This is a genomic window from Bacteriovorax sp. BSW11_IV, assembly GCF_000447755.1.
Lineage (GTDB): Bacteria > Bdellovibrionota > Bacteriovoracia > Bacteriovoracales > Bacteriovoracaceae > BSW11-IV.
In genome coordinates this window covers 96,705-121,869 of the sequence record NZ_AUNE01000052.1, presented here as the reverse complement: position 1 = coordinate 121,869, position 25,165 = coordinate 96,705, and the positions used below count along the sequence as shown (strand labels likewise).

Below are 25,165 nucleotides of genomic sequence, written 5' to 3'. Positions count from 1 at the left end.
TCCTACGCCTGTGCTCTCTTAGCTCTTCTTTTGATATTTGCGTTCACAACGAAGTAGTCGATTAGTGGCGCAAAAACGTTACCAAATAGAATTGCTAGCATTGTCCCTTCTGGGAATGCAGGGTTAATAACACGAACTAGAACAACCATGAAACCGATTAGGGCCCCATAGAACCAGTGACCAAGTTGAGTCATAGAAGCAGATACTGGATCTGTTGCCATGAACACTGTACCGAAGGCAAAACCACCGATAACAAGGTGCCACTCAGGTCCCATTGCGAACATTGGGTTAGTAGTTGAACCAATGATGTTTAGAAGTTTTGAGAAAACAATTAGTGAAACTGTCATTGAAAGCATAATTCTCCATGAACCGATTCCTGTATAAATCAGAAGAGCGGCACCAAGAAGACATGCAAGAGCTGAAGTCTCACCCATTGAACCTGGAATTAGACCGATGAAGCTGTCCCACCAAGAAACAGAAATCGCCTGAACTCCACCAAGAGCAGCTTGACCAAGAGCAGTTGCTCCAGTGAAACCGTCTACGGCCGTCCATACAGCGTCCCCAGAAATCTGTGCAGGGTATGCAAAGAAAAGGAAGGCACGAGCTGTAAGTGCTGGGTTAAGAAAGTTTTTACCAGTTCCACCGAAAATCTCTTTACCAATAACAACACCGAAAGAAATCCCGATAGCAACTTGCCATAGAGGAATTGACGGAGGAAGAGTTAGTGGGAAAAGAAGACCTGTTACAAGGAAACCTTCGTTGATTTCGTGACCTCTAACAGTCGAGAAAATCACTTCCCAAAATCCACCTGCAAGATTTGTTACAAGGAATACTGGAAAGAAGTATAGGAAACCGTGAACAAAGTTAGAAACTAAGTTTGTTGGATCAAGCGCAAGACCAAGCATGGCCATTACAGCTCCTCTCCAACCTTCTACAGATGTAGCACCCATCGCTGCAAGAGCTTTGTTTGCTTGGTAACCTGTATTGAAACAGGCCATTAAAATACATGGTACAAGTGCCATAGCAACTGTAACCATTAAACGTTTAAGATCTAGACCGTCTCTTACGTGTACACTGCCTTTAGTAACATCTGAAGGTGTGTAGATGAACGTATCAACCATTTCATAGATCGGGTATAGCTTCTCAAGCTTCCCACCCTTAGCAAAGTGGTGGTGTTGAGCATCTAGGATATTTCTTAGAAATTTCATTTACCCTTCCTTCTCAATAATTGTTAAGTTTTCTCTTAGAGCTGCACCAAAGTCTACTTTACCTGGAGAGGCAAAAGTACAAAGTGCTAAATCCTCTTCATCAAGCTCTAGAGCTCCAAGTTCTACTGCATAATCAGTATCATTTGTAACAACAGCTCTTAGAAGTTGAGTTGGAAGAATATCAAGAGGCATAACAGTTTCGAACATTCCAACTGGAACCATCGCTCTTTCAGAACCATGAAGCTTAGTTGTTAGATCGAATTTCTTACTTGGAGTAAACCAAGAAAGGTATGTTCTTTTAATTGAAAATTTATCAAAACCAGGAGCATGCCATCCTAGGAATTCTCTTTCTCTATCTTCTTCAAGAATAGTTACTTGATTGTGAAATCTTCCAAGGTAGCAAAATGGATTTTCTGATTTTCTACCGTTAAGAACTGAACCTGAAACAATACGAACTTCACCACCAAGAGCTTCCTCTTTAGTTAGTTCGCATAGACAAGCACCAATAGTTGTTTTCACAAGTCTCGGGTTCTTAGCGTGTGGACCAGCAATAGCAATTACTCTTTCGTTAGAAACTTTTCCAGTTTTGAAAAGCTTACCGATAGCAACTACATCTTGGTAACCTACGTGCCATACAAACTTTTTAGCAGAAACTGGTTCAACAAAGTGAATGTGAGTTCCTACGTTACCTGCAGGGTGCTTTCCAGAAAATTCTTTAACAACAACATTTGAAGTTGTAGGAATTTTTGCTCCAGCTTTCTTACAAAGGTAAGTCTTACCAGTAGTAAGTTTAGAAACAACTTCTAAACCTGCTTGGAAATCTTCCTCGTGTCCAGCAAGAACAACTTCAGGATCAGCAGCAAGTGGATTTGTATCCATAGCTGTAACAAAAACCGCAGAAGGTGCCTCGTCTAGTCTTGCAACTGTAGAGAACGGTCTTCTTCTGATGGCAGTGAAAAGTCCAGCTTCATTTAAAAGCGCTTTAACTTCTTCACCGTTTAAACCAGAAACGGCCTTTCCTTTGTAGTTTTCAAATTCAACCTGATCGTTGCCAGAAACTTCGATCACAATTGATTGGAAAACCCTTCTTTCACCACGGTTAATCTCAACAACTTTACCAGCTGCAGGAGATGTAAAAACTAGACCTGGGTTCTTTTTACATTCGAACAAAGGCGTTCCTACTTTAACCGCATCACCAACACTGACTTTCATAGATGGTTTCATACCTACGTAGTCAGCACCAACAAGAGCTACCTTCTTTACAGAGGCAGCAGCTTCAACTTTTTGTGACGGAGCTCCACTAATCGGGAGGTCCAATCCTTTTTTGATGTGAGTCATAGCGCTACTCAATCCCGTTAACGTTATTATTAATAAAAAATTAAATACTTTTGAGGGAAACGATAGCAGAAGATTGCAGATATGTAACTAATCAATTTGAATAAAATACTCGGCCAAAAATTTGCGTTGCAACATCATTTCTTAAATCAAATAACATCCATTGACGGGCCGTAAAACTTCTGGATTAATAGATGAACACACTTCTTAAGGAGAGAGACATGAAACGCCTATTTGCATTGACTGCATTGCTATTATGCTCGGCACCAACACTAGCAATTGGTGACCAAGTTTTATTTAATCCACCAATTGAATTTAGCGATATGAAGCTAACTTTAAAAGAAACAAAAGGCCTTCATTTTTACGTTAAATCTATCAAGTGGGGAAAAACTGTTGTTGGCCGCCACCTATTTGTGCAAAACACAACGTTAGAGCCACTGTGTGTCAAGATAAGCTATCCAAAAGCTGAAAATGTTTTGTCTCAACTTTTTGAAATGCCAGCTCCAATTCATATTGAAGTTGGTGGTGATGAATTCCTTGGAGCTTACTGGAGCAAGGAAGTTACAACAAAATCACACCTTCAAATTAAAACAGAGGTTTTAGATAAAGAAGCTTGCCTCTAATTGAAAATAAATAGGGCCTTCACCGGCCCTATTTTCAAAATTGCCACACCAAATTAAATCCAAACACGATCCTAACTTTACAGTTTTTTAATTGTTAATGCATAACGGCCCTAGAATTAATCGAGGGAGTTACACATGAAATTTTTATTGGCCGTACTAGTGACATTTTCACAATTAACAATGGCAGACACATTTTATTCAACAAAAGAGTTCACATCACAATCAAATGATGACTCTTTTAAATTTCCAAAAGAAATCGAAGTTAAAATCAAATCAGTAAATTTCAGCAAAGATGAAGCGACAATTCTATATGGTGATAAAGTTGTGACTATCCCACTTACAATTGTAGCAAAAGATATTACAAGACAAAGTCTAAATGTTGACTACAAAGGGATTGTTGAAACTCAAACAATGAAGAATATTTCTTATTGTGACGAATATGAAAAAGTAGAATTCCACATTGAATTCAACTATGAAAAACCATATGTTGCTCACGATCCTATCGAGACAACAATTACAAAATTCTATGCTGTACAAGTTTATAAGTACGATATCTGTCACGATCCACAACCAGAAGTGACAGTTTATGAATTTTTAAAGAAATAATTATTCGCAGATCTTCAAATCAGGCTTGATTGAGCATAGCGCTTCTTTCATGGCCTGATTTTCTTTTTTCAAGTCATCAACTTCTTTTTCAAGACTAGCAATTTTTCGAGAGTTCTCAAGAACAACACCTTCACTCATGGCCTTCATCATCGCCCTATTATTCTCAATTTTAGCATCGAGATCATGAATGGCGTTAATAATATACGGAGTGAATGCCCCTTGATCAAGGCCAAGAAAAACACCTTCTGGTCGCTCTTGTTCACTCACTGCGTGAGGAATTACTTTTTGAACTTCTTGAGCGATAAATCCATATTGTAAAATATTTTTATCATCATTATTCCAATAATATGTTCTTGGTCGTAATTGAAGGACATAATTTAAACCGTCAGTGAAATCTTCAACAGTATTTTTTAAGCGCTCATCTGATGAACAAGTAAATGTCGAAGCACCACCGGCCTTTGAACAAACTGCAGAGCTACCATCGTAGGTATGAATTCTACCATCGGCATAATTAATGACATAGGCATCTGTACTACAGGCACCTTCACAACCAGCTCCAACCCAACCACTTGCGGCGATATTTCCCCCAACAGTTAAGGCCGCTGAAGGAGTGGAATCGTTGATACCAATGAAGCCAGTATTTTTAACAGTGAAAATATCTGGGTTTGCAGTAGTGCCCTGTCGAATCCACCAACCAGCTCCATCCACACCGGTGTAAAATTTTTGAGTCGTATCTGTTTCTTCCCAAGTTAAATAAGGAGCTCCACCGACCACGTGAATAATTGATTCAGGGTTTGTGGTCCCAAATCCAACTTTTCCTGTTTCACCCTTAATCGTCACATCATGTCTAAAGGCACTCGCCCCTGAGCGCCAATGAGATAAGTGAAGGTCTTCACCTAAATCATCGCCGTAAAATAGGACCGTACTATAATCGTTTGTCGTTGCACTGTTACCGTCTCTATCAAGAAGACCAATACCACCAAAATCATTGCCATTAATAACAAGAAGTCCCCCTTCTGCATGATTGAGAGGTGCATTTGTAAAAACGTTTGAGTTCACTGTTAACTTAGAGTTTGGTGTCGCGGTACCCACACCAACGTGGCCATTTGTTTCAGAAGTATATAAAAGAACTTTCGAATTGGCCTGATCATAAATACCTGTATAACCAGTTCCTGTTCCGTTAGTCCAAATATAACTATCACTACCAGACATTTTTAAATCCCCAGTAATTTTCACATTTCCATTAACATCCAAAAGTTCTGATGCAGCCTGTGTCCCAATACCCACATTGCCACTAGTGTGTTTGATATGAATTCCACCAGTTCCTGTAACTGTTCCGTTATTGTAAGTATCGATTGAAAAAACATCTGTGGCCGAATTATATTGAAGTGAACCGTACCAATCACTTTGACCGACTTGAATTTCTGAAATACCTGCAGCGTGGTTTGACTCTTGAACTTTTAACTTAGGAGTAGTCCCTCTAAAAAGTCCATTTCCAGCAACGTGAAATTTTTCAGTTGGTGAAGTCACACCAATACCAATATCTCCTTCACCTTTTATTGTCATACGCTCGGCAAGAGTACCAGCAGCATTTCGAGTAAGAAAATCAAGTCGTCCCGATGGTGCTGTCCCCAAATCGGACTCAGCAATTGAGCGAATGTCAGCGACATTAGTATAAGCAGTGCCATCGTGTCCTCTAAAAGACACAAGACCAATGATATCATTTGTGAGTGCTTGAGTTGGAGCACTCGCAGTACCACGAGATTTTCTTAAAGCAAGTAAAGAAGAAGCAGTATTGTCATTATTAGAGTCAATTAATACATCATCGTTCACACCGCCAGTTCCAGCAATATGAAGAGCGCGCTCAGGAGTTGATGTTCCTAGACCAAGGTAGCCTTCTGAAGTGAGTCGCATTTTTTCTTGTTCGTATCCAATTCCCCAAGTCCCTGAACCATCGGCAACATTGAAAGACAGAAAACCTTTTTCAGCGCTTGCCGTATTGTCTTGGATGCCACCGAATATCCTGGCGTAATCTTTCTTAGTTCCGGCAGAATTATTTAGGGAGAAGATCGTTCCTGAAGCGTTGTTTAAAGTATTCACAGGGCGATAAAGAGAAAAAGCTAAACCTGAAGAAGATTGAACTTCTAACGGGTAGGCAGGATCAGATGTACCAATCCCCACTCGACCAGAGCGAGTAATAGACATAACATCACCAACACCATTGGCGTTGAATTTTAGTGCACCACTGCCCTGTTGAGCAGCATCGCCATCGTAGCGAAGTGTGAAGTGATCTTGTGATGCATTTTCAGCAAAAACGATACTACTCGAATTTGCGATATTCTCAGTAGAAGATTCAAGGCGGATAGTACTGCCATCTTTTTTGATGGTGAAGTCATCGACAGGTGCAGAAGTTCCAATGCCGATTTTGCCATCATTTTTAATTGTCATCTTAGCGGTTGATCCCGTTTGAAAAATGATCTCACCAGTTCCATTTGTATCTGAATCGGCCCCAATCGTTGTTGAAACAATATTGCTGGTATTAGAAGCACTAACGTTTGTTAGCCCAGAACCATCACCTATAAATCCCGTGGCCTTAACATTGCCATTAACATCCAAAATTTCTGTAGGAGCAGCTTTCCCGATACCAATTTTACCATCACCTTTTATGGCCATGGCAATTTTTGGAAGATTATCGTTACCCGTGTTCACAAAGTACATACTGTCGTCAGGTGCAGGGTTATTTAAATCTTGGTTTTCAAAAATGATGGCAGAATTATTACCAGTACCGTAGGGATTACCATTGTTCGCATCATCTTGTATGAAAATCCTAAAGTCCTCTGTAGTACTTGTACTCGGGGCCATAAAATTGTTTTGGGCAGCACTTCTTATTCTAAAAGAGTTTGAAACCGTCAATTTATCGAGGGCACCAGATGTAGACACACCGATATTTCCGTTTGCCGCAATAGACAGCCCCTCTGTCCCACCATTACCAACGAGTTTAGAGCTTGCAAGATTAATATTCTGAGTAGCTGTATGATTACCTAAATTATCAGCACTTGATGGGACGGCCAATGGGGCCCACGCACTCCCGTTCCAAGTAAGCACATCATTTGAACTTGGTGCCCCACTATTAACAGCTCTTCCTTGAAGTGCCACGACAGTATTTGAATTTATCGCCCCTGTGACATCTCCACTCAATGAAACTAGAGAATCACAACTCCAACTTGTTCCGTTCCAAGACAATTTTTTATCGGCGGCCGTACAATTTGTAAGATCGGCCTTCGCTACATAATTTGGAAGGGCCGAAGCATTTGCTTTAAGTGCAAGGGCATCGAAAACAGCATTTTGTGAAGGCGCCACATTCGTTACGGCATCACTAATGCTATCTGCTACAGCAGAGGCCTTTGCTCTTGCGTCTGTGAAATATAAATTTGTTCCTTCTGCCACATCAGTAGTTACCAATGTTACGTTTGCAGAAAGGGCCTTTCCATTTATTGTTGTGGTTTTTGCAACCTTACTATCAATTTGCGTTTGAATTGCAGAAGTCACTCCATTTAAGTAAGAGAGTTCTGTATTATCAACACTCCCACTAGCAAGTTTTGTTGCATCAATTGCAGCACTAGCATTGATATCTGCATTTACAATAGAGCCATCAACAATCTTCGATGAATTTACTGAATCAGGAGCAAGGGAGCCACCACTTAAAGTACTCCAACCAAGAACTCCAGAACCATTATTTGTTAAAACCTCACCAGAGTTACCTTGGGTATTTGGAAGAGTTAGAACAAAGCTTGATGCCAGAGCATCTGGAGCTTTCAATCCCACATAATCTGCACCATTAGAAATAAGTTCTTTAAACTGAACTTCCCCCGTCTCACCAACATTTGTTCCATAAGGAAGTACTGTGATCCCATTTTGCATGCTTACTTGGACACGCCCTGGAACTATAGCATCACTTTGAGTAATTTGATTTTGTTTTAAGGCCATCGCCTCATATACGGCTTCGCCGTTAGGAGCTTTTGTGAGTTCATTATCGTTAATCGCATTTGCAATAAGATCTGCTCTGGCGGCAGTCGCACTATAGTATAAATTAGTTGAACCTTGAGGAAGGTCATCCGTTGAACTTGGCATACTCGAAGTCACTTGAGAAATTTGTCCTTGAAGTTTTTCAAGGGCCCCTTTAATAGTATCTCCTGTTGTAACGGCACTATTAACTGGTGAAAATGAAGAAAGGGCAATCGCCTCAACTTCGGTTGCAAGAGTTGCCCAAGAGTTATCACCTTTCAAATAGTGAGTAGTATTACCACCAGAAGGAAGACCAACTTTGCTATTAAAAGTATTCCAATCTGTTGAGCTCAGATAACCATCTGTTGAAGCATCTGCAGCGGCAAGAGATAATGTAACGTTGGGTCCTGCACTCGCAGACAAGGGAGCGTTCGCATTTACCCCTGTAATTGTTCCCGCACCACTCAAATCATTAGCACAATAGAAACTACCATCGGCATTTGTTTTTAATACTTGCCCGGCGGTGCAGTTTGCACTTACTCCTAAAAGTGATTGTTGAGAAATCGCTCCATTAACAACACTATTTGCATAGAGTGAAACTAGTGCTGTGGGAGTGTTGCTAATTTTTTGTTTTGTATAAACTTTTGAGTTTGTTTGATCAGTGATTTGAATATAATTCGTGTGAGATGCTTTCGCGCTATCGCTTAAAACTGTAGCGAGAGTTTTAGAATTAGAAGCACATGTTGTTGCATAATCTAGTTCAACATTGAAAACACCATTACTCAATGAAACATTCGTAACATTGATAGTACATTGAACATTATCACTAGCACCATCATTTACAATAATATCAAGAGTTAAATCAACGGGGCCAGAAATGGGAGCGCCATTACTTTGCACAAGACGACCAGAATAAGAAATATTCTGGGACCCAAAAGTTGAAAACGAAAATAATAGAAAAATGACTTTAAACATAACCACCAACGTACTGCAATTAAAGCTAAAAACTCTTAACTGCACCTATTTTATCGGTATGTTAGCTTAAATGTTTATTTATTCAGATAAGGCCCATAAGTAACTGAAAATTTGATTCAAATTTCAAGATCAAATTGTGAAGATTAAATGAAAATGCCAGTCATTTAAGGCGTTATATCCTATTTTCGACATAACGCCAGAGAATCATTTATAGAGCAGATGGCCTCTTTTAATTGACGGTTTTCTTCTTTAAGATCGTCGATTGTATTGGCCTGCTTTGACAACTCAGTTTTCAAAGCATTGATTTCAACATCATGTTTTTGAACTGTCTCACTCATGCCATTAATCATTGTTTTTTGCATCGTTTGGTTTTGATCTAATTCCTTAAAAGCTTCAATAAGTGGTGCCACTAATTTTGAATAAGCAACTGAGTAATAACCATCATCGTCAACTTCTACCGCTTCGGGAAAAACAGAAAGAACATTTTGAGCAATCACACCAATATCTTGTCCTACTTTGAATTCTTTATTCGGGAATTCATCGTTTCTCCACACGAACTCCACTCCTTTTAGTTTTTTAATTTTCTCACTCGCACTTTCGATTGTATGAATATCTTTTTTATAGCGCTCGTCTGATGTATTCACAAAGGCAGAATTTCCCGCGACAGCTCCGTTGACGTGTAATTTATACGATGCAGATCCCATACCAATGGCCACATTACCGTTAGAGAATATGTGCATTCCTGTAGGAGAGGACCATGGTGACGATCCGTGTGTTAAGAAAATTGATGACTGAGTGGTACCTGTTCCATAGACACCGATTCCAACAAGTCCATCAGCTGTTGGGTTCACACTTCCATCAGGTGTATACATCATCCCTCTTGCCCATCCACCACCTGTAACAGGTCTTTGTAGAATTAAACTTCCCCCTATTGATGTGATATCACCATTAACAGTAAGTTTAGAAGCAGGGTTATCTGTTCCGACTCCCACTTGCCCTGTACTATTTGCATGTAAGGCAAGCACGCCTGAAACGTCTACAGGTTTACCTGTATAAAGTGACCAATTGAGACCTTGAGATTTCTTCGCTGTAACAGTGACATCATTGCCGGTACCACTTAGATCAGTCCATGCAGAGTTATTTCCAATTGATCTAATTTTAACATTCAAAGGAAGCGCTACTCCAGAGATACCGCATGACCCACTTGCTTTAACTGCACGTAAACGAAATTGAGGTGAATTTCCATTTCCTTTCATATCAACAGTAAAACACTTCGATGCCCCTTCATAAGAATTCTCAGCAGTCTGGGGAACTTCTAACCAAGAAGATGCATCGGAGTGACCACCGGACACACGATAAAGATGCCCTTCCGTCCAATTTCCTCTTGTACCTGAGACATAAATCTCCCACATACTTGAAACACCAGCAGAATTTGGAGTTGCCTGCACGACTTCAAAATAATCCCCTACGGACCAGCCATCAGCAATATCAATTGTTCTTAAATAGTGATCTAAATCTTTTAAACGTCCATTGGCCTTGATATTTCCAGCAACTTCTAATTTTTCAGAAGGAGCAATTGTCCCAATACCAACATTTCCTGTTTCTGTGACACGCATTCTTTCAAGATCATTTGTACCGAAAACAATTGGTTTAGCACTATCGTTACCAATCATTAATCCATTCACATTACCCGCATTAATAGTCGAGAGCTCGGCCCATCCCGCAACACTCATTCCATAACGAGTCATCGTCCTATCATTCCCATGGGCGGCCATGAAAAGCCTACTGTCTATACTTGTATCAGTTGAAAAATTTGTTAAATTAATAGCGGCATAATTTGTAAGCTGGTCACCTGTAGACTCAACTCTTACAACACTTTGAGTATCAGTACTCGCGACTTCAAGTGAATCTGTGGGAGTACTTACACCAATCCCAACTTTACCAGTTGAGGAAATACTTATCCCTTCATTTCCACCATTTCCAACAAGTTTAAAAGTATCGAGATCTAAATTTTGTGAGACCACATGGTTCCCAAGATTATCTGCAGCGCCCACACCCGTTGAAGTGTACTCTTCAATAAGGACATAACCTGGAAGACCTGCACGGCTTCCACTGTAGCCTGAACCTCCTGCTCCAACAGTTACTGAATAAGTTTGCGATGATGATACAGCAAAAGTCTTAATAGCGAGACCACCAGCTCCCCCCATTGAAACCGAGTAACTTGCATAATCACTTAGTGGACCAGCAAGGGCACCACCACCAGTAATATTAATATCACCACCTGTACCGGTACCGGGATTACCAGGAGCGACGGAACCACCTGTTGCACCTTCATTGGCCTCGCTACCACCCGTACCACCAGATGCAGACACAGAACCAAAGACAGAAGTACCACCAGGTCCCCCATTACCGCTACCAGCACCGTAAGGAACACCAGAGCCCCCACCACCACCGGCCACGGTTACTTTGATAAAGGCTACATTTGATGGAACTGTATAGGTATAGGAACCTGGGGTTGTATAACCAGTAACGTTTGCAAAATTAGTTGAACCTGCCGCACCCGTGCCCATTTCTGCCCACGAAGAACCATTGTAGTACATCATCTTATTAGAGGTTGTATTATAGTAAATTTGCCCAGAAGTTCCTGAAGCAGGATCACTGGCCAGACTTGGGATATTGATACCATTCGAAGAAGCAAAATCAATTTTATCAACAGTAATTGCATTGTCAGCAATATCAGAGGCCGTAATTGTTCCATCTGTGATTTCTGTCGTTGTAACAGAATTGGCCGCTAAGGCACCTGAACCTCCGCTATTGAGATAAACCGCTTTCATAGTTGATGAACTAACATAACCACTCGAGAGGTTGTAGCCCCCTGTAATATAATCGGTTGTACCATTCATAGGAACAATACTTACAACAATTTGATCCGCATTGCCTGAACCAATTGTTCTTGTAAACACAGCATGGTGAGTGGCCCCATTTTTTGCAATGATAGCATAATGGTGGGCACCAGTACTCATTCCATCAGCAGCGTTTTGAACAACAACAAGGTAATTACCGGCCTGCTTAGGTGTAAAGCGATCTGTTGTGAGATCAAATTCATTATTGGCGTCGTAAGTTTCAGTTGTATAGTTTACAGTTCCTGATCCCGTTAAACTTGATCCCGTATACTTTACGTCAATACGGCTCTCAACACTTGAAGATGCTCCACTTCCAATTTCACTCCATGTTGAACCGTTGTAAATCATGAGCTTATTAGTTGATGTGTTAAAGTAAATTTGACCAGCAACCGCCGAACCTGGATTTGCGGCAAGACTCGGAATATTAATTCCATTTGAAGAAGCAAAATCTACATTATCTACGGAAATAGTATTGGCGGCGATATCAGAAGAAGTAATAGTTCCATCTGCAATTTCAGTTGTCGTCACAGCATTGTCAGCAATTTCATTACTTGTTACGGAATTGGAAACTAACGTTCCCCCAGTTCCTCCACTTCCAGTAATGAGGGCCCCACTAAAATAAGTAAAGTTTGTTAAACCATAAATATGCGGGGAAGGACCGGAACTTATACTAACAAGTGTTTCCAAGTAATCTGTTGTCCCATTCATTTGAACAATAGCACTGATACTAATTACGTTATTATCTATTGCACCTGGTGAGTATTTGAATTGTCTCGCGATAGCAGTACCATTTTTAGAAATAATTGCATAAGTATGTGGATTGCCTGAAGTATCTAATCCACTCGTTCCAACATTGAAATTTACAATATACGTCCCTGCAACATTTGGTTGAAATCTATTTGTTGCTGGATCAAAAGAATTAGCGGTATCAAACTCTTCAGTTGTCCAATCTACGAGAGTATTAGTTGCGGCACTGATTGATTGATCGACATTATTACGATGAACGCGAAACGAAATATTGTTACTTGTACTAATTTCCGCCCATTCAGATCCATTATAAGAATTCAATTTATTTGTTGTAATATTAAAAACGATAAGACCAACTGCCGGAGATGAAATAGCGTCACGCTGAGCAGTTGTCATACGAGGAGGTAAAAAACCTTTAGACGTAGATTGCAAGTCTAGTAATGAACTCCCATCAGGTGTTGTTCCACCTATTGTCACATTACCTGTACTAAAAAAGAGATTCCCAGAGTTCTCACTCCATAACCTATCACCACAAAAAAATGATCCTAGACCATTTGTTAAAAGGATCTGTCCATTGGCACAACTAGAAGAAAGACCACTTAAATGAGTATCAAGAATCCCTTGGGCCGCAACTGAAAAAGCTGTCCCTACAAGAGAAAGTCCTGTACTTGCCGTATAAGTTGTATCAGTGTCTGTATCTGTATCAATATCATTTACACAAGTAAAACTAGTTCCATCAGATTTTAGAACTTGGCCTACACTACAAGTAGGAAGTGATGTTTTTGCAAAAGCAGATACAGTAGGATCAGTTTCAACACTTGTCGCAAGCTTACCAGTGCCATCAAGTTGAACAATTTTACCTGCAGTTGTTCCCACATCGACAGCGAGAGTTCCCGTACTTGTAATTGTTCCACCAGTAAGCCCCGCACCAGCAGAAACAGAGGTCACAGTTCCACCACCACCAGCACTTGGCCAAACAGCACGGCAATCGGCCCCGATACAAAGTTCTGTCCCCTTCACCTTACCGAGGACATCGAGTGCTTCACTAGGGTTGGTTTTATTAATCCCCACTTTTCCAGAGTGAGTAATATTCAAAATTTTAGAGGCACTTACCATAGCATCATCATTTGATGTGATAGCAAGATAGTTTTCAGTCGCTCCATTAACATTCATGATTTGAAAATTTTTCTTATCTGCAGAAGCAGGAGAAGAAGGGGCCATAAATTCAACCACAGCAGTTGAAGCACCAGCAGCGTCGCGATCCGATTCGATACGAATCATGGCCTGAGTATTTGTATCTTCATTAACATGAAGAAGTTTTGCAGGTGTCGTTGTACCAATCCCTACTTTACCAACAGCATAATAAATGTCTGTTATATTTGTTCCCCATTGGGAGGCCCTTGCATCAACATAATTTTTAACAGCATTCTGAGAAGGAACAACGGTATCGCTAGAACCAAGATTTGCATCTGTTGAAAGTGCACTTAAAGGCATTTTTGCGGCAAGATCTGTTGTTAAATTATTTATCTTTGACTGATCGATGGCCGCGCTCGCACTAATATCAGCATTTACGATAGAGCCAGGAGTGACTCCTGCAGGGATCGCTTCACAAACAACTGTTCCATCAGCGTTTATCGTTTTGATGGCATTGCCAGCACTACAATTTGCACTTACTCTTTTTTGAATGATTGAAGAGTTTATATCTAAAGAGCCGGCAGTAAAAGTAAGACCAGAGCCTGCGACAGCATCAATTGTCACAACTCCGCCTGCAAGTGAAACAGAATTGATTCCATTTCCAGCACTAAGATTAGCTCCATCATCTGATTCACAAACAACTGTTCCATCAGCATTAATTGCACGAATTGAACTTCCCGCCGCACAAGTACCAAACATTGTCCAATTAACAACACCACTACCATCTGTCATTAGAACAGAACCATTGGCCCCAGATTTTATTTTTAGTTGGTTTGAATTAACTTCGATGGTTGTATTATCAACAGCAACACCAATAGTTGGATCGGTGGATGTTCCGGCCACAACAATAGCACTTGCAGGATCGGCCGAAACAGAAGTGACAGTCCCACCGGCCCCAACAACATAATCTGCACATTCAAAAGATCCATCGGCCTTCGTTTTTAAAACTTTATTAGCGCCACAGGCCGACTGATCTGCATTGAAGTTTTTAATATTTAGAGCACTCTCTGCCACAGTTTTAGCGACAAGAGAAACAGGACTCATGTTAATAAGTTGTTTTGTATATGTTTTTGCGTGAGTAACATCTTCGACTTGAATATAAACACTATGAGAATTTTTTAAAGCGGCGCTAAGAACCGAACTAAGTGTTGTTGATCCTGTACATGTTGTACCAAAATCAAAGCTAACGTTAAAAACACCATTGGCCAATGGAGCATTTAATACATTGATCACACAAGAATCAGTATCAACGCTCCCATCATTGGTAATAATGGTGAATCTTAGATCAACACTACCGCTAACGGGTGCACCTAAATTATTCACGAGTCGCCCAGAGTAAGAGATACTCTCACTGGCAAACCCATTGAATGACATCAAAACAAATAGAATTAAAAATCTGTACATAAAGCACCAACGTACAACAAAAAATATTAATTCTCTAAACGCCCCCAAAAGCGATTAAAGTTACAATCTGTATAAGTCACACCAGTTCCCATGGTGTAGCGAATATCAATGGTGTCTCCAGCATTAAGTTTAGTCATAAGCGTACCCTGAACTGTTTCCCAAGAGTTTGCTGCTTTAACTGTGATCATAATATTTTCGGGAGCACCATTCTTATAAAAACCATAGCGATACTCTCCCGAGCCAGCATTATTCGCGAGAGTGTTAAATCCAAATTGGTAAATACCATTTACAGGTGCAGTGAAAACACCATTAGAACTATTGTAATGTCCACCTGTATTGTGGCCGACAGATTCCCAAACTATTCTTGATCCAGAAGAAACAGAACCACTACAATTTTTTGCCTCAAATGAAACATGATCAGGGGCCTGAATATTGCCTCCAACCACTTCAAGTTTTGCACTTGGTGTAGATGTTCCGATTCCCACTTTACCATCATTTGAAATATGAAGAGCTTCGCTGCCATCAACTTTCATTGATATTGAGCCATCACTTCCGTTATCAGTCATTTCTACAGATGTATCTCCAACCTTTAATTGATTTGAACCGGCCGTTTGAGGAGCAGAGACACCATTGAATGAACAATAAAGAACGGCAACGTTTTTAGGACGGATCTCATCGGCGGCATTCCATCTTACCCCTGATGCCGCAGATGGATTATTCCATCCCCCAGCAAAGAGATTACCGACGTATGTCGATGTTGATTTCCCCATATCCACAGGTCCATGGCTGTAGCCCGAACTCACATTTTGAAGAGTATTAGTCATACTAAAACCAACCCAATCAAAATTTTGGATATGACCGGCAGCTCTTTGTCCGGCCGGATCAATATTAGTTCCCGTCTTATCAATACCTCTTAAGAAACGACCTTGGGCCGCGGTATACTCAGACCAACCAGCAGGACAACTAGTTGCATCGAAGGCCATAATGGCACCCGCTGGGATGCTATTACCAAGAGACTGCCACGTTGTTCCGTCGTAAACCATTGTTAGACCAGAGCTTGTGTTGTAATACATCTGCCCAACAACTGGTGATGAAGGAGCACTTGCAAGTTGAGGGATTTTCACACCATTGCTATCACCTAGTGATGATCCTCCAGATGCTGCCTCAACAAGAGTAATATTCCATCCATTCGTACTTGATGAAACATCACTTGAGCGCATACATGAAACTTTAATCACATCGCCAGAAGTTAGATCAGAGAGCGAATAAAGTCTTTGAGGCACATAGGCCGTAGACCCTGACTGCCCACCACCGTAATAGAAAGGACTATCTTGTAAAATATCTGCATTTTTATAAAGCTTGCAATGAAAGGCAAAGTACGTCCAAGATGCACTTGTTTGCCCAGTTCCCCCTGCGAAAATATTAAATTTAGAAGTTTTACTAACAACTAAACTAAGAACATCAGTCCAAACAGTATTTGGCAATGATACTGAGCTTGCTTGATCTACAGTTTGCGTATGAACGAGACCACCACTTGATGATCCAACCTCTTCCCAAGATGTTCCGTTATAAACCATTAGCTTTTTAGTCGTCGTATTAAAATAAACTTGTCCAGTCACTGGAGACGAAGGGTCACTTGCTAGTTGAGGGATTTTCACACCATTGCTATCACCTAGTGATGATCCTCCACCAGAGAGTGGGAAAAAGCGAATAAGCCCTGGATCATTTCCATAGGTATTTACAACTTTGAAATATTCATTTTTTCTAATTGGAACTGTAGAAGTCGCCATTGAACCACCTGAGTGGTAGGCCTTCCCCCAGCCTCTTAGCGCAACAGGTGGATCAACCGTGTCAACGCGAACCTCATGATAACTATGTGTTCCTCCACCACCAGGAACAACTACGAGAAGTCCATCTTGTGTGGCCTGAACAGAAGTATTAAGAGCGATATCAACAGGGGCCCCTAAAGCATCACCACTTGATCCAGTAGAAGATGAGAGATCTACCCAAGTAGTCCCGTCATAAACCATCATTTTATTAGTGGCAGTGTTATAGTATATTTGCCCAGCGACACCTGAGGCTGGATTACTTGCAAGTTGAGGGATATTAATTCCATTAGAAGAAGCAAAATCAACGTTATCTACGGTTATAGTATTTGTTGCAATATCAGAAGAAGTAATAGTTCCATCTGAAATTTCAGTAGTCGTAACAGCATTATCAGCAATTTCATTACTGGTAACTGAATCAGTTGTTAATGAGCCTCCACCACTTGTGCTGTAACTCACATTTAATTCTGTAGCAGCAAAGTATGTGTTGTAATGATGAGAGACTTGCCCAGTTCCAATATTATCATCTCCAACTTGAATCCAGACATTCTCATCTATTGCTGGCGTGTATATTTCAAAAACTTGTCCTTTAAATCCATAATTACCTGTACCAACAGGTGTTGTTGTATAGGCCTGAAGTCCAATTGTACCTGCAGCTGATCGAAGGTAATATCCAAGATATCCACTACCTGAAGCAGCAACTGTACTAACGGCAGCTTCAAGTCTATAAGTAACTCCAGCTTTTAAGTTGATACCATTACCTGAAGTAGTCATTCCATTCGATGAAATGATTGTATTAAAATTTATAACACTCCCGTTATCCACTGTTTGATAAGCGTTCATCCCTAATTTTATATAATTCGCTTTACCAAACATTGATTTCCATGAGCTTCCATCATAAAAATCTAATTTAGACGTTGTCGTATTAAAAATTATTAAACCTTCACTAGGACTAGCGATAGCATCTCTTTGTGCGGTAGTCATTCTTGGAGGAAGAAACCCCTTTGTTGTCGATTGTAAATCAAGAAGTGAACTCGTATCGGGAGTCGTTCCTCCAATGGCCACGCTTCCTGTATTAAAGAATAGATCTCCAGAGTTTTCACTCCAGTGTCTATCACCACAATAAAAAGAGCCAAGTCCATTTGTAAGAAGTATTTGTCCATTGCCACAACTTGAAGAAAGACCACTTAAGTTTGTATCTAATATCCCTTGAGCAGCAACTGAAAAAGCAGTTCCTGTTAAACTTAAGCCAGTAGATGCACTGTAAGTAGTATTCGTATCTGTATCAATATCTGTAACACAGCTAAAACTTGTGCCATTAGATTTTAAAACCTCACCGGCATTACAAGTTGGTAGTGCCGATTTTGCAAAGGCCTGTACCGTTGGGTCTGTTTCTACACTTGTTGCGAGTTTTCCAGATCCATCAAGTTGTACAATTTTCCCAGCAGTTGTCCCCACATCAACAGCAAGTGTTCCAGAACTTGTGATTGGACCGCCAGTAAGTCCTGTGCCCGTTGCAACAGAAGTGACTGTTCCAGAACCTCCGGCACTTGGCCATGCTGCTCGACAATCAGTTCCAATACAAAGCTCAGTCCCCTTCACTTTACCATTTACTTGCAACTTCTCTGTTGGAGCAGCAACTCCGATCCCAACGTTTCCACCAGGGGCAACGACAACTCGTGCTCCAGTGCCAGAACCAATATTATTTTGTTCCCAAATATAATATGAACCTGCCGGCATTCCTGCATGAGAAGTCGATCCCGTTACAGCAGATTCCCATGTGGCACCACTTGAGGTATTTTCAAATTCAACGGCCATCCAAGTATCATTTGGACTTGAGAACGTTGCACTATAGCTATTCGCAGGTGCATTGACTCTAAAGTGTTCACTAGCTCCAATTGTTGGAGTCCCGACACTAACCTTTCCTGTATTGAAATAAATATTTGCACCACTATTAGTCCATTGACTTGCTCTAGCATCAACATAGTTTTTAACGGCATTTTGAGACGGAACAAGAACATCACTTGTTCCTAGGGCAGTATTAGTATTGAGGTAGCTCAATGGCATCTTTGCAGCAAGATCAGTTGTTAATCCATTAATCTTTGACTGATCAATAGCGGCAGCGGCATTAATATGAGAATTAGAAATCCCACCTGTTGCAACAGAGAAAGTTGTACTTGTAAGATCAAGTCCAGTGCCTGCACTATAAGTTGTATTGGTATCTGTATCAACATCAGTAACACAGCTAAAGCTTGTTCCATTAGATTTTAAAACCTGTCCAACACCACATGTAGGAAGGGCCGACTTTGCAAAGCCCTGAACAGTCGGATCCGTTTCTACACTTGTAGCAAGTTTTCCAGTCCCATCAAGTTGGACTATTTTTCCAGCAGTTGTTCCTACATCAACGGCAAGTGTCCCCGAGCTTGTAATTGTTCCCCCTGTAAGTCCGCTACCTCCAGTAACAGAAGTAACTGTTCCACTTCCTCCTGCACTTGGCCAAACAGCGCGACAATCAGCGCCAATACAAAGCTCATTGGCCTTAACTTTTCCCGAAACATCAAGTGCCTCACTAGGAGTTGTATTATTAATCCCAACTTTACCAGAGTGAGTGATATTTAATATTTTAGAAGCACTCCCCATGGCATCATCATTAGATGTAATGGCCACGTAATTTTCTGTCGTGCCGTTTACATTCATAATTTGAAAATTCTTTTTGTTTGCAGGAGCTGGCGATGAAGGTGCCATCAACTCTAAGACGGCGGTTGAGGCCCCTAGGCCATCACGATCAGACTCGATACGAATCATCGCCTGTGTATTAGTATCTTCATTAACATGAAGTAAGCGAACAGGAGAAGTTGTCCCAATTCCCACTTTTCCGACACCATAATAAATATCTGTTAGATTTGTTCCCCACTGACTCGCCCTAGCATCTACATAAGTTTTAATAGCATTCTGGGAAGGAATTAAAGAGTCACTTGTCCCAAGGTTTGAATCAGTTGAAAGAGCACTAGTGGGAATTTTATTAGCAAGATCAGTTGATAAGTTTGAAATCTTTGATTGGGCGATATTGGCACTGGCACTGATATCGCCATCAACAATTGAAGCATCAGCTATCATTGAGGAATCAACGCTATCGTTGGCGATCATAATTGTTCCACCAGCAAGAGACAGAACATCGATACCATTACCTGCGCTTAATACTGTATTGTCATCACCTTCACAAACCACTGTGCCATCATTATTGATGGCACGAATAGAGCTACCTGCTGGACAAGTTCCAAACATTGTCCAGGTCGGTATACCTGAACCATTTGTCATAAGAACACTACCATTAGTCCCTGACTTTAATTGTAAAGCGTTTGATGAAATTTCAAGAGTTGTATTATCGACATTTACGGCAAAGACAGGATCAGTGGCCGGACCAGAGACAGTTAAGGCACCATTGGCATCAGCGCTTACTGAAGTAACACTCCCGCCAGCACTTGCAACATAATCATCACAAATAAACCCACCACTCGCAGTTGTTTTTAAAACTTTGTTTGCCCCGCAAACTGCAGCAATTCCTTTAAAGCTAAGATGATCGATTGAACCTTCAGCAACTTTATTGGCAATAAGGGCCCTTGGAGTTGATTGAATTTTTTGTTTTGAATAAATTTTTGAATGAGTAAGATCTTCAACTTGCAAATAAACAGTATGACCATTTTTTTGAACATCTGAGAGGACTTCTGATAAAGATTTTGTTGCGCCAACACAGGCCGAACCAAAATCAAATTCTACATTAAAAACTCCATTTGAAAGGTTGGCATTATTAATTACAAGGCCACAGGCCGTGCTATCGCTAGAACCATCGTTAACAATAATTGAAAAACGTAAATCAACTGGTCCAGAGATAGGAGCACCACTGGCCGTCACTAAACGACCAGAATATGAAATGCCTTCACTCCCAAATACTTGAGCAAGATAGAGGCAGAAAAATAGAATTACGGTAAATAATTTCAATTAATGTCCACCAACGTACAGCAGTAAAAAAAAGTTAACTGCTTTAATTTTATCGGTGACTTAGGAGAATATGTGAAAATTATTTTATTGTTTTAACAAACCATTGAAATCTGGAAATCATTAAAATTTACTGACTTTTGATTCTGCCAACTTTCCTCGTGGCCCTCTTTATTTTCTTAGTTCTTATAAAATCTCGCATAAATTTCATATTCCTTTTGTGTTTAGCTTTTTGACACACTACTGGTCAACTGGACATATTAAGGGACTATTGCCCTAAGAATATGAACACTTTTTGGCCCATATCTTGCTTTTTAACCTCTGAATAACTTTGGAGCAGTCATGAACAAAATGTTTCTTTTCTTACCTCTTTTCTTTTTTCTTTCTTGTCAGCAGCAACAAGAAAATCAACAGGTATCAAATCAAACAAAGGTTAGTTCACAGGTACTTACTAAAGAGAACAAATGGAAAAATGAATCCACAATAAAATTTTTATTTCTAGAAGAGAGTAAAATAGAGCATATCGATATTTTTATTTCCCAAGCGAGAAAATGGGAAAAATACATAAACTTAAATTTTGAATTTCATAAAATTGATAAAACGAGAACAGGATTATTAACTCCAAAATTCTGGAGAAAAACTATTCTTGTTAAATTTGATCCTTCTTCAAGTGGCGGTTCTTCAAAATTGGGAAATGGCTACGATGATTCTTTATTTATTAAATCCTTTATGACTATTGGAACAGACAACCATATTCAGTCATTGAAAGGTGTTATCCTTCATGAAATTGGTCATGCACTAGGTTTAAAGCATGAACATCAGCACCCTGATACAAACTACTACGAAGACGAAGAACAACTCAAATTAATTTGCGCACTCTATAATATAAAAGAGAAAGAAGAATGTTCCGTTAATTTCAAGCGAGAAGAAAGAAATGATCAAAATGAAGTTTCACAATATGATCGTTTCTCCATTATGCACTACAACTCAATTGATGGAGCAAAACTCAACAATGGGTATGCCCTAACAAGTGGTTCGCTAAATCTTTCATTAAGCGACAAAATCTTTATTGCTAAGATTTATCCAAAAAAAGAACCATTAACTTTAGAACAAATAGAAAGAATGCATGAAATCGATGTAGAACAAGAAAAAATAGAATTTCGCGAAAGTCTAAAAAATGAAATTTGTGAGATCACAGAAAGCTCAGAGCTTTGTGGTTCAAGTGCGCCTTATACAATTGTCATCAATGGATTTGCGGTAGGCTGTTTTGAAGATATCAATACCGCCTACCAATTCGAACATAATTTCTGTGGGGTAGATTAGGCCCCACAGCACTTTTTAAATTTCTTACCTGAACCGCATGAACAAGGATCATTTCTTCCTAACTTAGGAGAATTTCTTGTATAGCTTTGGTGTACTTGGTGGCCATCAACAAAGTACCACTTTCCATCAACTTTCTTAAATTCACTCATTTCGTGATGGGCCTGCTTTGAACCAGCAATATCAAAGTTTGCAATAAACTCTACTTTTCCTTCCGTGTCTTTTTCTCCACCTTTTTCAGTAGAGACAATTTTAAGACCTAGCCATTTTGAATTTTCAGACCAAGTTTTAATTTCATTAACTTCTAGTGCATCTCTATCTCTTTCATGGTGAGTGGCCACGATATAATCGATATTTCCAGTAACATAAGCACTATAACGAGAACGCATTAAGATCTCAGCAGTAGGAGCACTTTCTTTTCCTGAAATATATTTTTCACAGCAATTTGCAAAAGTTTGTTCTGATCCACATGGACAATGTTGCATAGACTCTCCCTAAAATCTAAATAATAAATCTGTAAATGAAGTCGTTTCTTCATCAAAGTGTATCTTACTTTCCAGTACTCTGGAAGACACAAAGGTAAAATGTTTTTTAATCATCTTCTGATACTTGGACCTCGAGCGCCTAATGGCATATTCATCGAAGAATTCTAACTCTTCCACTTGCCTCTTTAGCTCAATATCAGTTGGCACTGAGAAATAAACATATTTACACTTCAATGCCATAAAGGCCAAGGCCTCTTCAATTTCATCATCATTCAAATATTGAAAAACCGAAGTACAAATACCTAGATCGAATCTTTTGAGAGACGGATATTTTCTACAAAAAGATATAATATCAGTATTGTAAAGTTGAAGCTTAGTACTCTCAACAGGATTAATATCTCTTTTTTTCACTTCATTAAAAGCAAACTCTGATGGTTCAACTCCAACTGCTTTGAAGGGAATAAATTCTTTTAAGACACCTTCAAATAAATGACCTAAACCAAATCCGAAATCAATAACACTACTCACGTCTATAAATTCGAGACCAAATAAGTTTTTAATATAACCCACATGAGATTGCACATTACCAATGCCGTCCATTTCTTCAGGTGAGGCATAATTGACTTGCCAGTACTCATCAGCAAAGCCAACTGCACCAGTGGTTCTTTTTGTTGTTTTAGACATGGGCCACTCCTACTTCGCTTCTCGTTTTATAAAATCCACTGGCGGCCCTATAGATAAGAAGAACGCTCAATGCAATCCACAGTATGAGTAAATTATCATAGACAAAGACAAGTAGAGCAAGAGGCAGAAATACTGCGAATACTCCAATCATCATATGCTTACGAATAAAGGCAAAGGCACCAAATCCAAATAGCAGTCCATCATAAACATAGGCAACACTTGCAAACCACTGAGTAAGGGCAATAAGTGGCCATACTTTTGCGAGCTCTTCTATGACTTTACTATCTGTAGTAAACAGACTCTGGACATAAGTATCGAAAAGAAAATAAGTTGCACTAAAAAAAACACCAATTAAAAATCCTTGTCCTAAAAGAATCGATGACATTTTTCTCAAAGATTCCTTATCCCCTTTCGCCTTCAAATTTGCCCCAACGACATTGGCCGTTATGGCTACTCCATCAATGAAAAAAGAGCTGAAGAGCCAAACTTGCAAGAGGATTTGGTGGGCCGCAAGTTGAGTTACACCAAGTCCTGCAGCAAATTTAGTACACAGAAAGAAACAAGACGTTAAAGAAAATGAACGCCCAAATAAATCCAAAGAATTCTTGCCAAATGTAAAGAGCCCCTCTCTTTCAAATTTTGAGTTCTTAAAAAATTCTTTAATGATCTCACTTTTTGAAAGGACAACAATTGTTGCGATTAATCCTAGAACATTTCCTAGCACAGTTCCTATTGCTGCTCCTTTAAGACCAATTTTAAGAACATAAAGAAAATACCAAGAGAGAACTATATTTGAAAATGTTGAAAGACCCACAATAAAAAAGCTTGCACGAACTTTACCAAGGCCTCGAAGTTGAGACAGCGAAGTGGTAAAAAGTAGAGTCACTGTATGACCAAGTATTCTTACTGAAAAATATTCATCTACTAGTGGAATAAGTGATTCACTGGCCCCAGTGAATTTATACAGGGGTACTCTAATCAAATAAAGAATGATCGAAGTCAAAATACCGAGAATAAGGGCAACCAGCGTAGAGATTTTAATACGTGAACAAAGTTCCGAGTAATCATTTTTCCCATAGGCCTCAGAAACACCTTGAGTAGATGCGTGAATTAAAAAATTAAACATCCATGTGAATGAACTTAAAATAATGGCCGCGATCCCCATGGCAGAGAGCCACTGCGTGTTCATACGACCAACTAAGGCCGTGTCCACGACTCCAGACAAGGGTTCAAGCAGTGAGGCAAAAATACTCGGAATAGAGAATAAAAAAAGGGCCCTAAAATTTAGGGCCACCAAGTTCTTCATTTATGTAGACTCGCTATGTTTTAAAATGGTTTTGCTGCAGCTAAATATCCTGCACATGAAGCCAGAATGACAATACCATAAAACGCTGCAAGACGAAATTTTGTTAAACGTTTTGCTAAAACAGGTCCTAATACAGTCACTATGGCCCAAATTGTAACTTTAGCATGTAAGAAACCTGGCCATTTATCAGCGTGTTTGATTCCTAGAGCATAAACAATTAGACCCATACCACCAACTAGAATGAGTAGAGAGGCGATTCCTGTAATGATCTTTGTGATTTTTGGAGTTTTTTCTCCGCCGAAAAAGCTTACGCCAATACCTGATAAGAAAAAGAAAATTGCTACAAAGTGCATCACTCGATAAAGTACATACTTATCCATTGTTACCTCTTGAAAATAAAATTAATTTTTGTATTTTGACTATAGTACTCAATTTCTTCGAAATTGTTTGTAAATTTTTTGACAAATCTCACCCGACAAAAGAACTCCACTTTAATCACATTGCACAAAAAGCTATCTTCCAAGTTTTTTAAATCTCAATTACAATTT

General features: G+C 39.8%; 12 protein-coding genes. 3 read left to right on the top strand and 9 right to left on the bottom strand.

The annotated features are described in order from the left end of the window. Positions 1 to 2 precede the first annotated feature (2 nt). Together M899_RS15320 and M899_RS15315 are read right to left on the bottom strand one after the other, a co-directional pair. Positions 3 to 1,208 (bottom strand): NADH:ubiquinone reductase (Na(+)-transporting) subunit B, encoded by a 1,206-nt coding sequence (locus M899_RS15320; RefSeq protein WP_021272399.1) that lies wholly within the window; start codon positions 1,206 to 1,208, stop codon positions 3 to 5. Next, positions 1,209 to 2,546 (bottom strand): Na(+)-translocating NADH-quinone reductase subunit A, encoded by a 1,338-nt coding sequence (locus M899_RS15315; protein ID WP_021272419.1) that lies wholly within the window; start codon positions 2,544 to 2,546, stop codon positions 1,209 to 1,211. It abuts the gene before it with no gap. Positions 2,547 to 2,764: 218 nt separating this feature from the next. Between M899_RS15315 and M899_RS15310 the strand changes: the two genes are divergently transcribed. Continuing rightward, on the top strand, positions 2,765 to 3,166 hold the full coding sequence (locus M899_RS15310; protein ID WP_021272356.1) for a hypothetical protein: 402 nt from the start codon (positions 2,765 to 2,767) through the stop codon (positions 3,164 to 3,166). Between the two features lie 135 nt (positions 3,167 to 3,301). Beyond that, the gene (locus tag M899_RS15305; protein ID WP_021272436.1) at positions 3,302 to 3,772 is read left to right on the top strand and encodes a hypothetical protein; all 471 of its coding nucleotides are present in this window, start codon (positions 3,302 to 3,304) and stop codon (positions 3,770 to 3,772) included. Here M899_RS15305 and M899_RS15300 read toward each other — a convergent pair whose 3' ends face one another. From M899_RS15300 to M899_RS15290, 3 genes are all read right to left on the bottom strand, one after another. Beyond that, positions 3,773 to 8,752, bottom strand: a complete 4,980-nt coding sequence (locus M899_RS15300) for a tail fiber domain-containing protein (RefSeq protein ID WP_021272333.1) — start codon at positions 8,750 to 8,752, stop codon at positions 3,773 to 3,775. Positions 8,753 to 8,931: 179 nt separating this feature from the next. Beyond that, complete coding sequence (locus M899_RS18020) at positions 8,932 to 15,000, bottom strand: tail fiber domain-containing protein (RefSeq protein ID WP_021272294.1); 6,069 nt, start codon at positions 14,998 to 15,000, stop codon at positions 8,932 to 8,934. 26 nt (positions 15,001 to 15,026) lie between these two features. Further along, positions 15,027 to 20,825: a C1q-like domain-containing protein gene (locus M899_RS15290; RefSeq protein WP_021272376.1), complete on the bottom strand. Its 5,799-nt coding sequence runs from the start codon at positions 20,823 to 20,825 to the stop codon at positions 15,027 to 15,029. A gap of 339 nt (positions 20,826 to 21,164) precedes the next feature. Here M899_RS15290 and M899_RS18015 point away from each other — a divergent pair, with 339 nt between their 5' ends. After that, positions 21,165 to 22,145 carry a M12 family metallopeptidase gene (locus M899_RS18015; protein ID WP_021272358.1) on the top strand — a complete coding sequence of 327 codons (981 nt, stop codon included), beginning with the start codon at positions 21,165 to 21,167 and terminating at the stop codon, positions 22,143 to 22,145. Here the strand turns inward: M899_RS18015 and M899_RS15280 are convergent. The 4 genes from M899_RS15280 to M899_RS15265 are packed head-to-tail and all read right to left on the bottom strand — an operon-like array spanning position 22,142 to position 24,997. Beyond that, positions 22,142 to 22,627, bottom strand: a complete 486-nt coding sequence (locus M899_RS15280; protein ID WP_021272416.1) for a YchJ family protein — start codon at positions 22,625 to 22,627, stop codon at positions 22,142 to 22,144. The genes M899_RS18015 and M899_RS15280 overlap by 4 nt on opposite strands. Positions 22,628 to 22,636: 9 nt before the next feature. Further along, positions 22,637 to 23,311 carry a class I SAM-dependent methyltransferase gene (locus M899_RS15275; RefSeq protein WP_021272299.1) on the bottom strand — a complete coding sequence of 225 codons (675 nt, stop codon included), beginning with the start codon at positions 23,309 to 23,311 and terminating at the stop codon, positions 22,637 to 22,639. Continuing rightward, entirely contained in the window at positions 23,304 to 24,617 is a 1,314-nt protein-coding gene (locus M899_RS15270) for an MATE family efflux transporter (RefSeq protein ID WP_021272370.1), read from the bottom strand. Before M899_RS15270 ends, M899_RS15275 begins: the two co-directional genes overlap by 8 nt. 20 nt (positions 24,618 to 24,637) lie before the next feature. Continuing rightward, positions 24,638 to 24,997, bottom strand: a complete 360-nt coding sequence (locus M899_RS15265) for a hypothetical protein (RefSeq protein ID WP_021272320.1) — start codon at positions 24,995 to 24,997, stop codon at positions 24,638 to 24,640. Positions 24,998 to 25,165 lie beyond the last annotated feature (168 nt).

Bases quoted from the DNA above. Each gene is read 5' to 3' on its own strand.
- M899_RS15320 (WP_021272399.1), bottom strand. From the start codon at position 1,208: ATGAAATTTCTAAGAAATATCCTAGATGCTCAACACCACCACTTTGCT.
- M899_RS15315 (WP_021272419.1), bottom strand. From the start codon at position 2,546: ATGACTCACATCAAAAAAGGATTGGACCTCCCGATTAGTGGAGCTCCG.
- M899_RS15310 (WP_021272356.1), top strand. From the start codon at position 2,765: ATGAAACGCCTATTTGCATTGACTGCATTGCTATTATGCTCGGCACCA.
- M899_RS15305 (WP_021272436.1), top strand. From the start codon at position 3,302: ATGAAATTTTTATTGGCCGTACTAGTGACATTTTCACAATTAACAATG.
- M899_RS15300 (WP_021272333.1), bottom strand. From the start codon at position 8,752: ATGTTTAAAGTCATTTTTCTATTATTTTCGTTTTCAACTTTTGGGTCC.
- M899_RS18020 (WP_021272294.1), bottom strand. From the start codon at position 15,000: ATGTACAGATTTTTAATTCTATTTGTTTTGATGTCATTCAATGGGTTT.
- M899_RS18015 (WP_021272358.1), top strand. From the start codon at position 21,165: ATGAACAAAATGTTTCTTTTCTTACCTCTTTTCTTTTTTCTTTCTTGT.
- M899_RS15280 (WP_021272416.1), bottom strand. From the start codon at position 22,627: ATGCAACATTGTCCATGTGGATCAGAACAAACTTTTGCAAATTGCTGT.
- M899_RS15275 (WP_021272299.1), bottom strand. From the start codon at position 23,311: ATGTCTAAAACAACAAAAAGAACCACTGGTGCAGTTGGCTTTGCTGAT.
- M899_RS15270 (WP_021272370.1), bottom strand. From the start codon at position 24,617: ATGAAGAACTTGGTGGCCCTAAATTTTAGGGCCCTTTTTTTATTCTCT.
- M899_RS15265 (WP_021272320.1), bottom strand. From the start codon at position 24,997: ATGGATAAGTATGTACTTTATCGAGTGATGCACTTTGTAGCAATTTTC.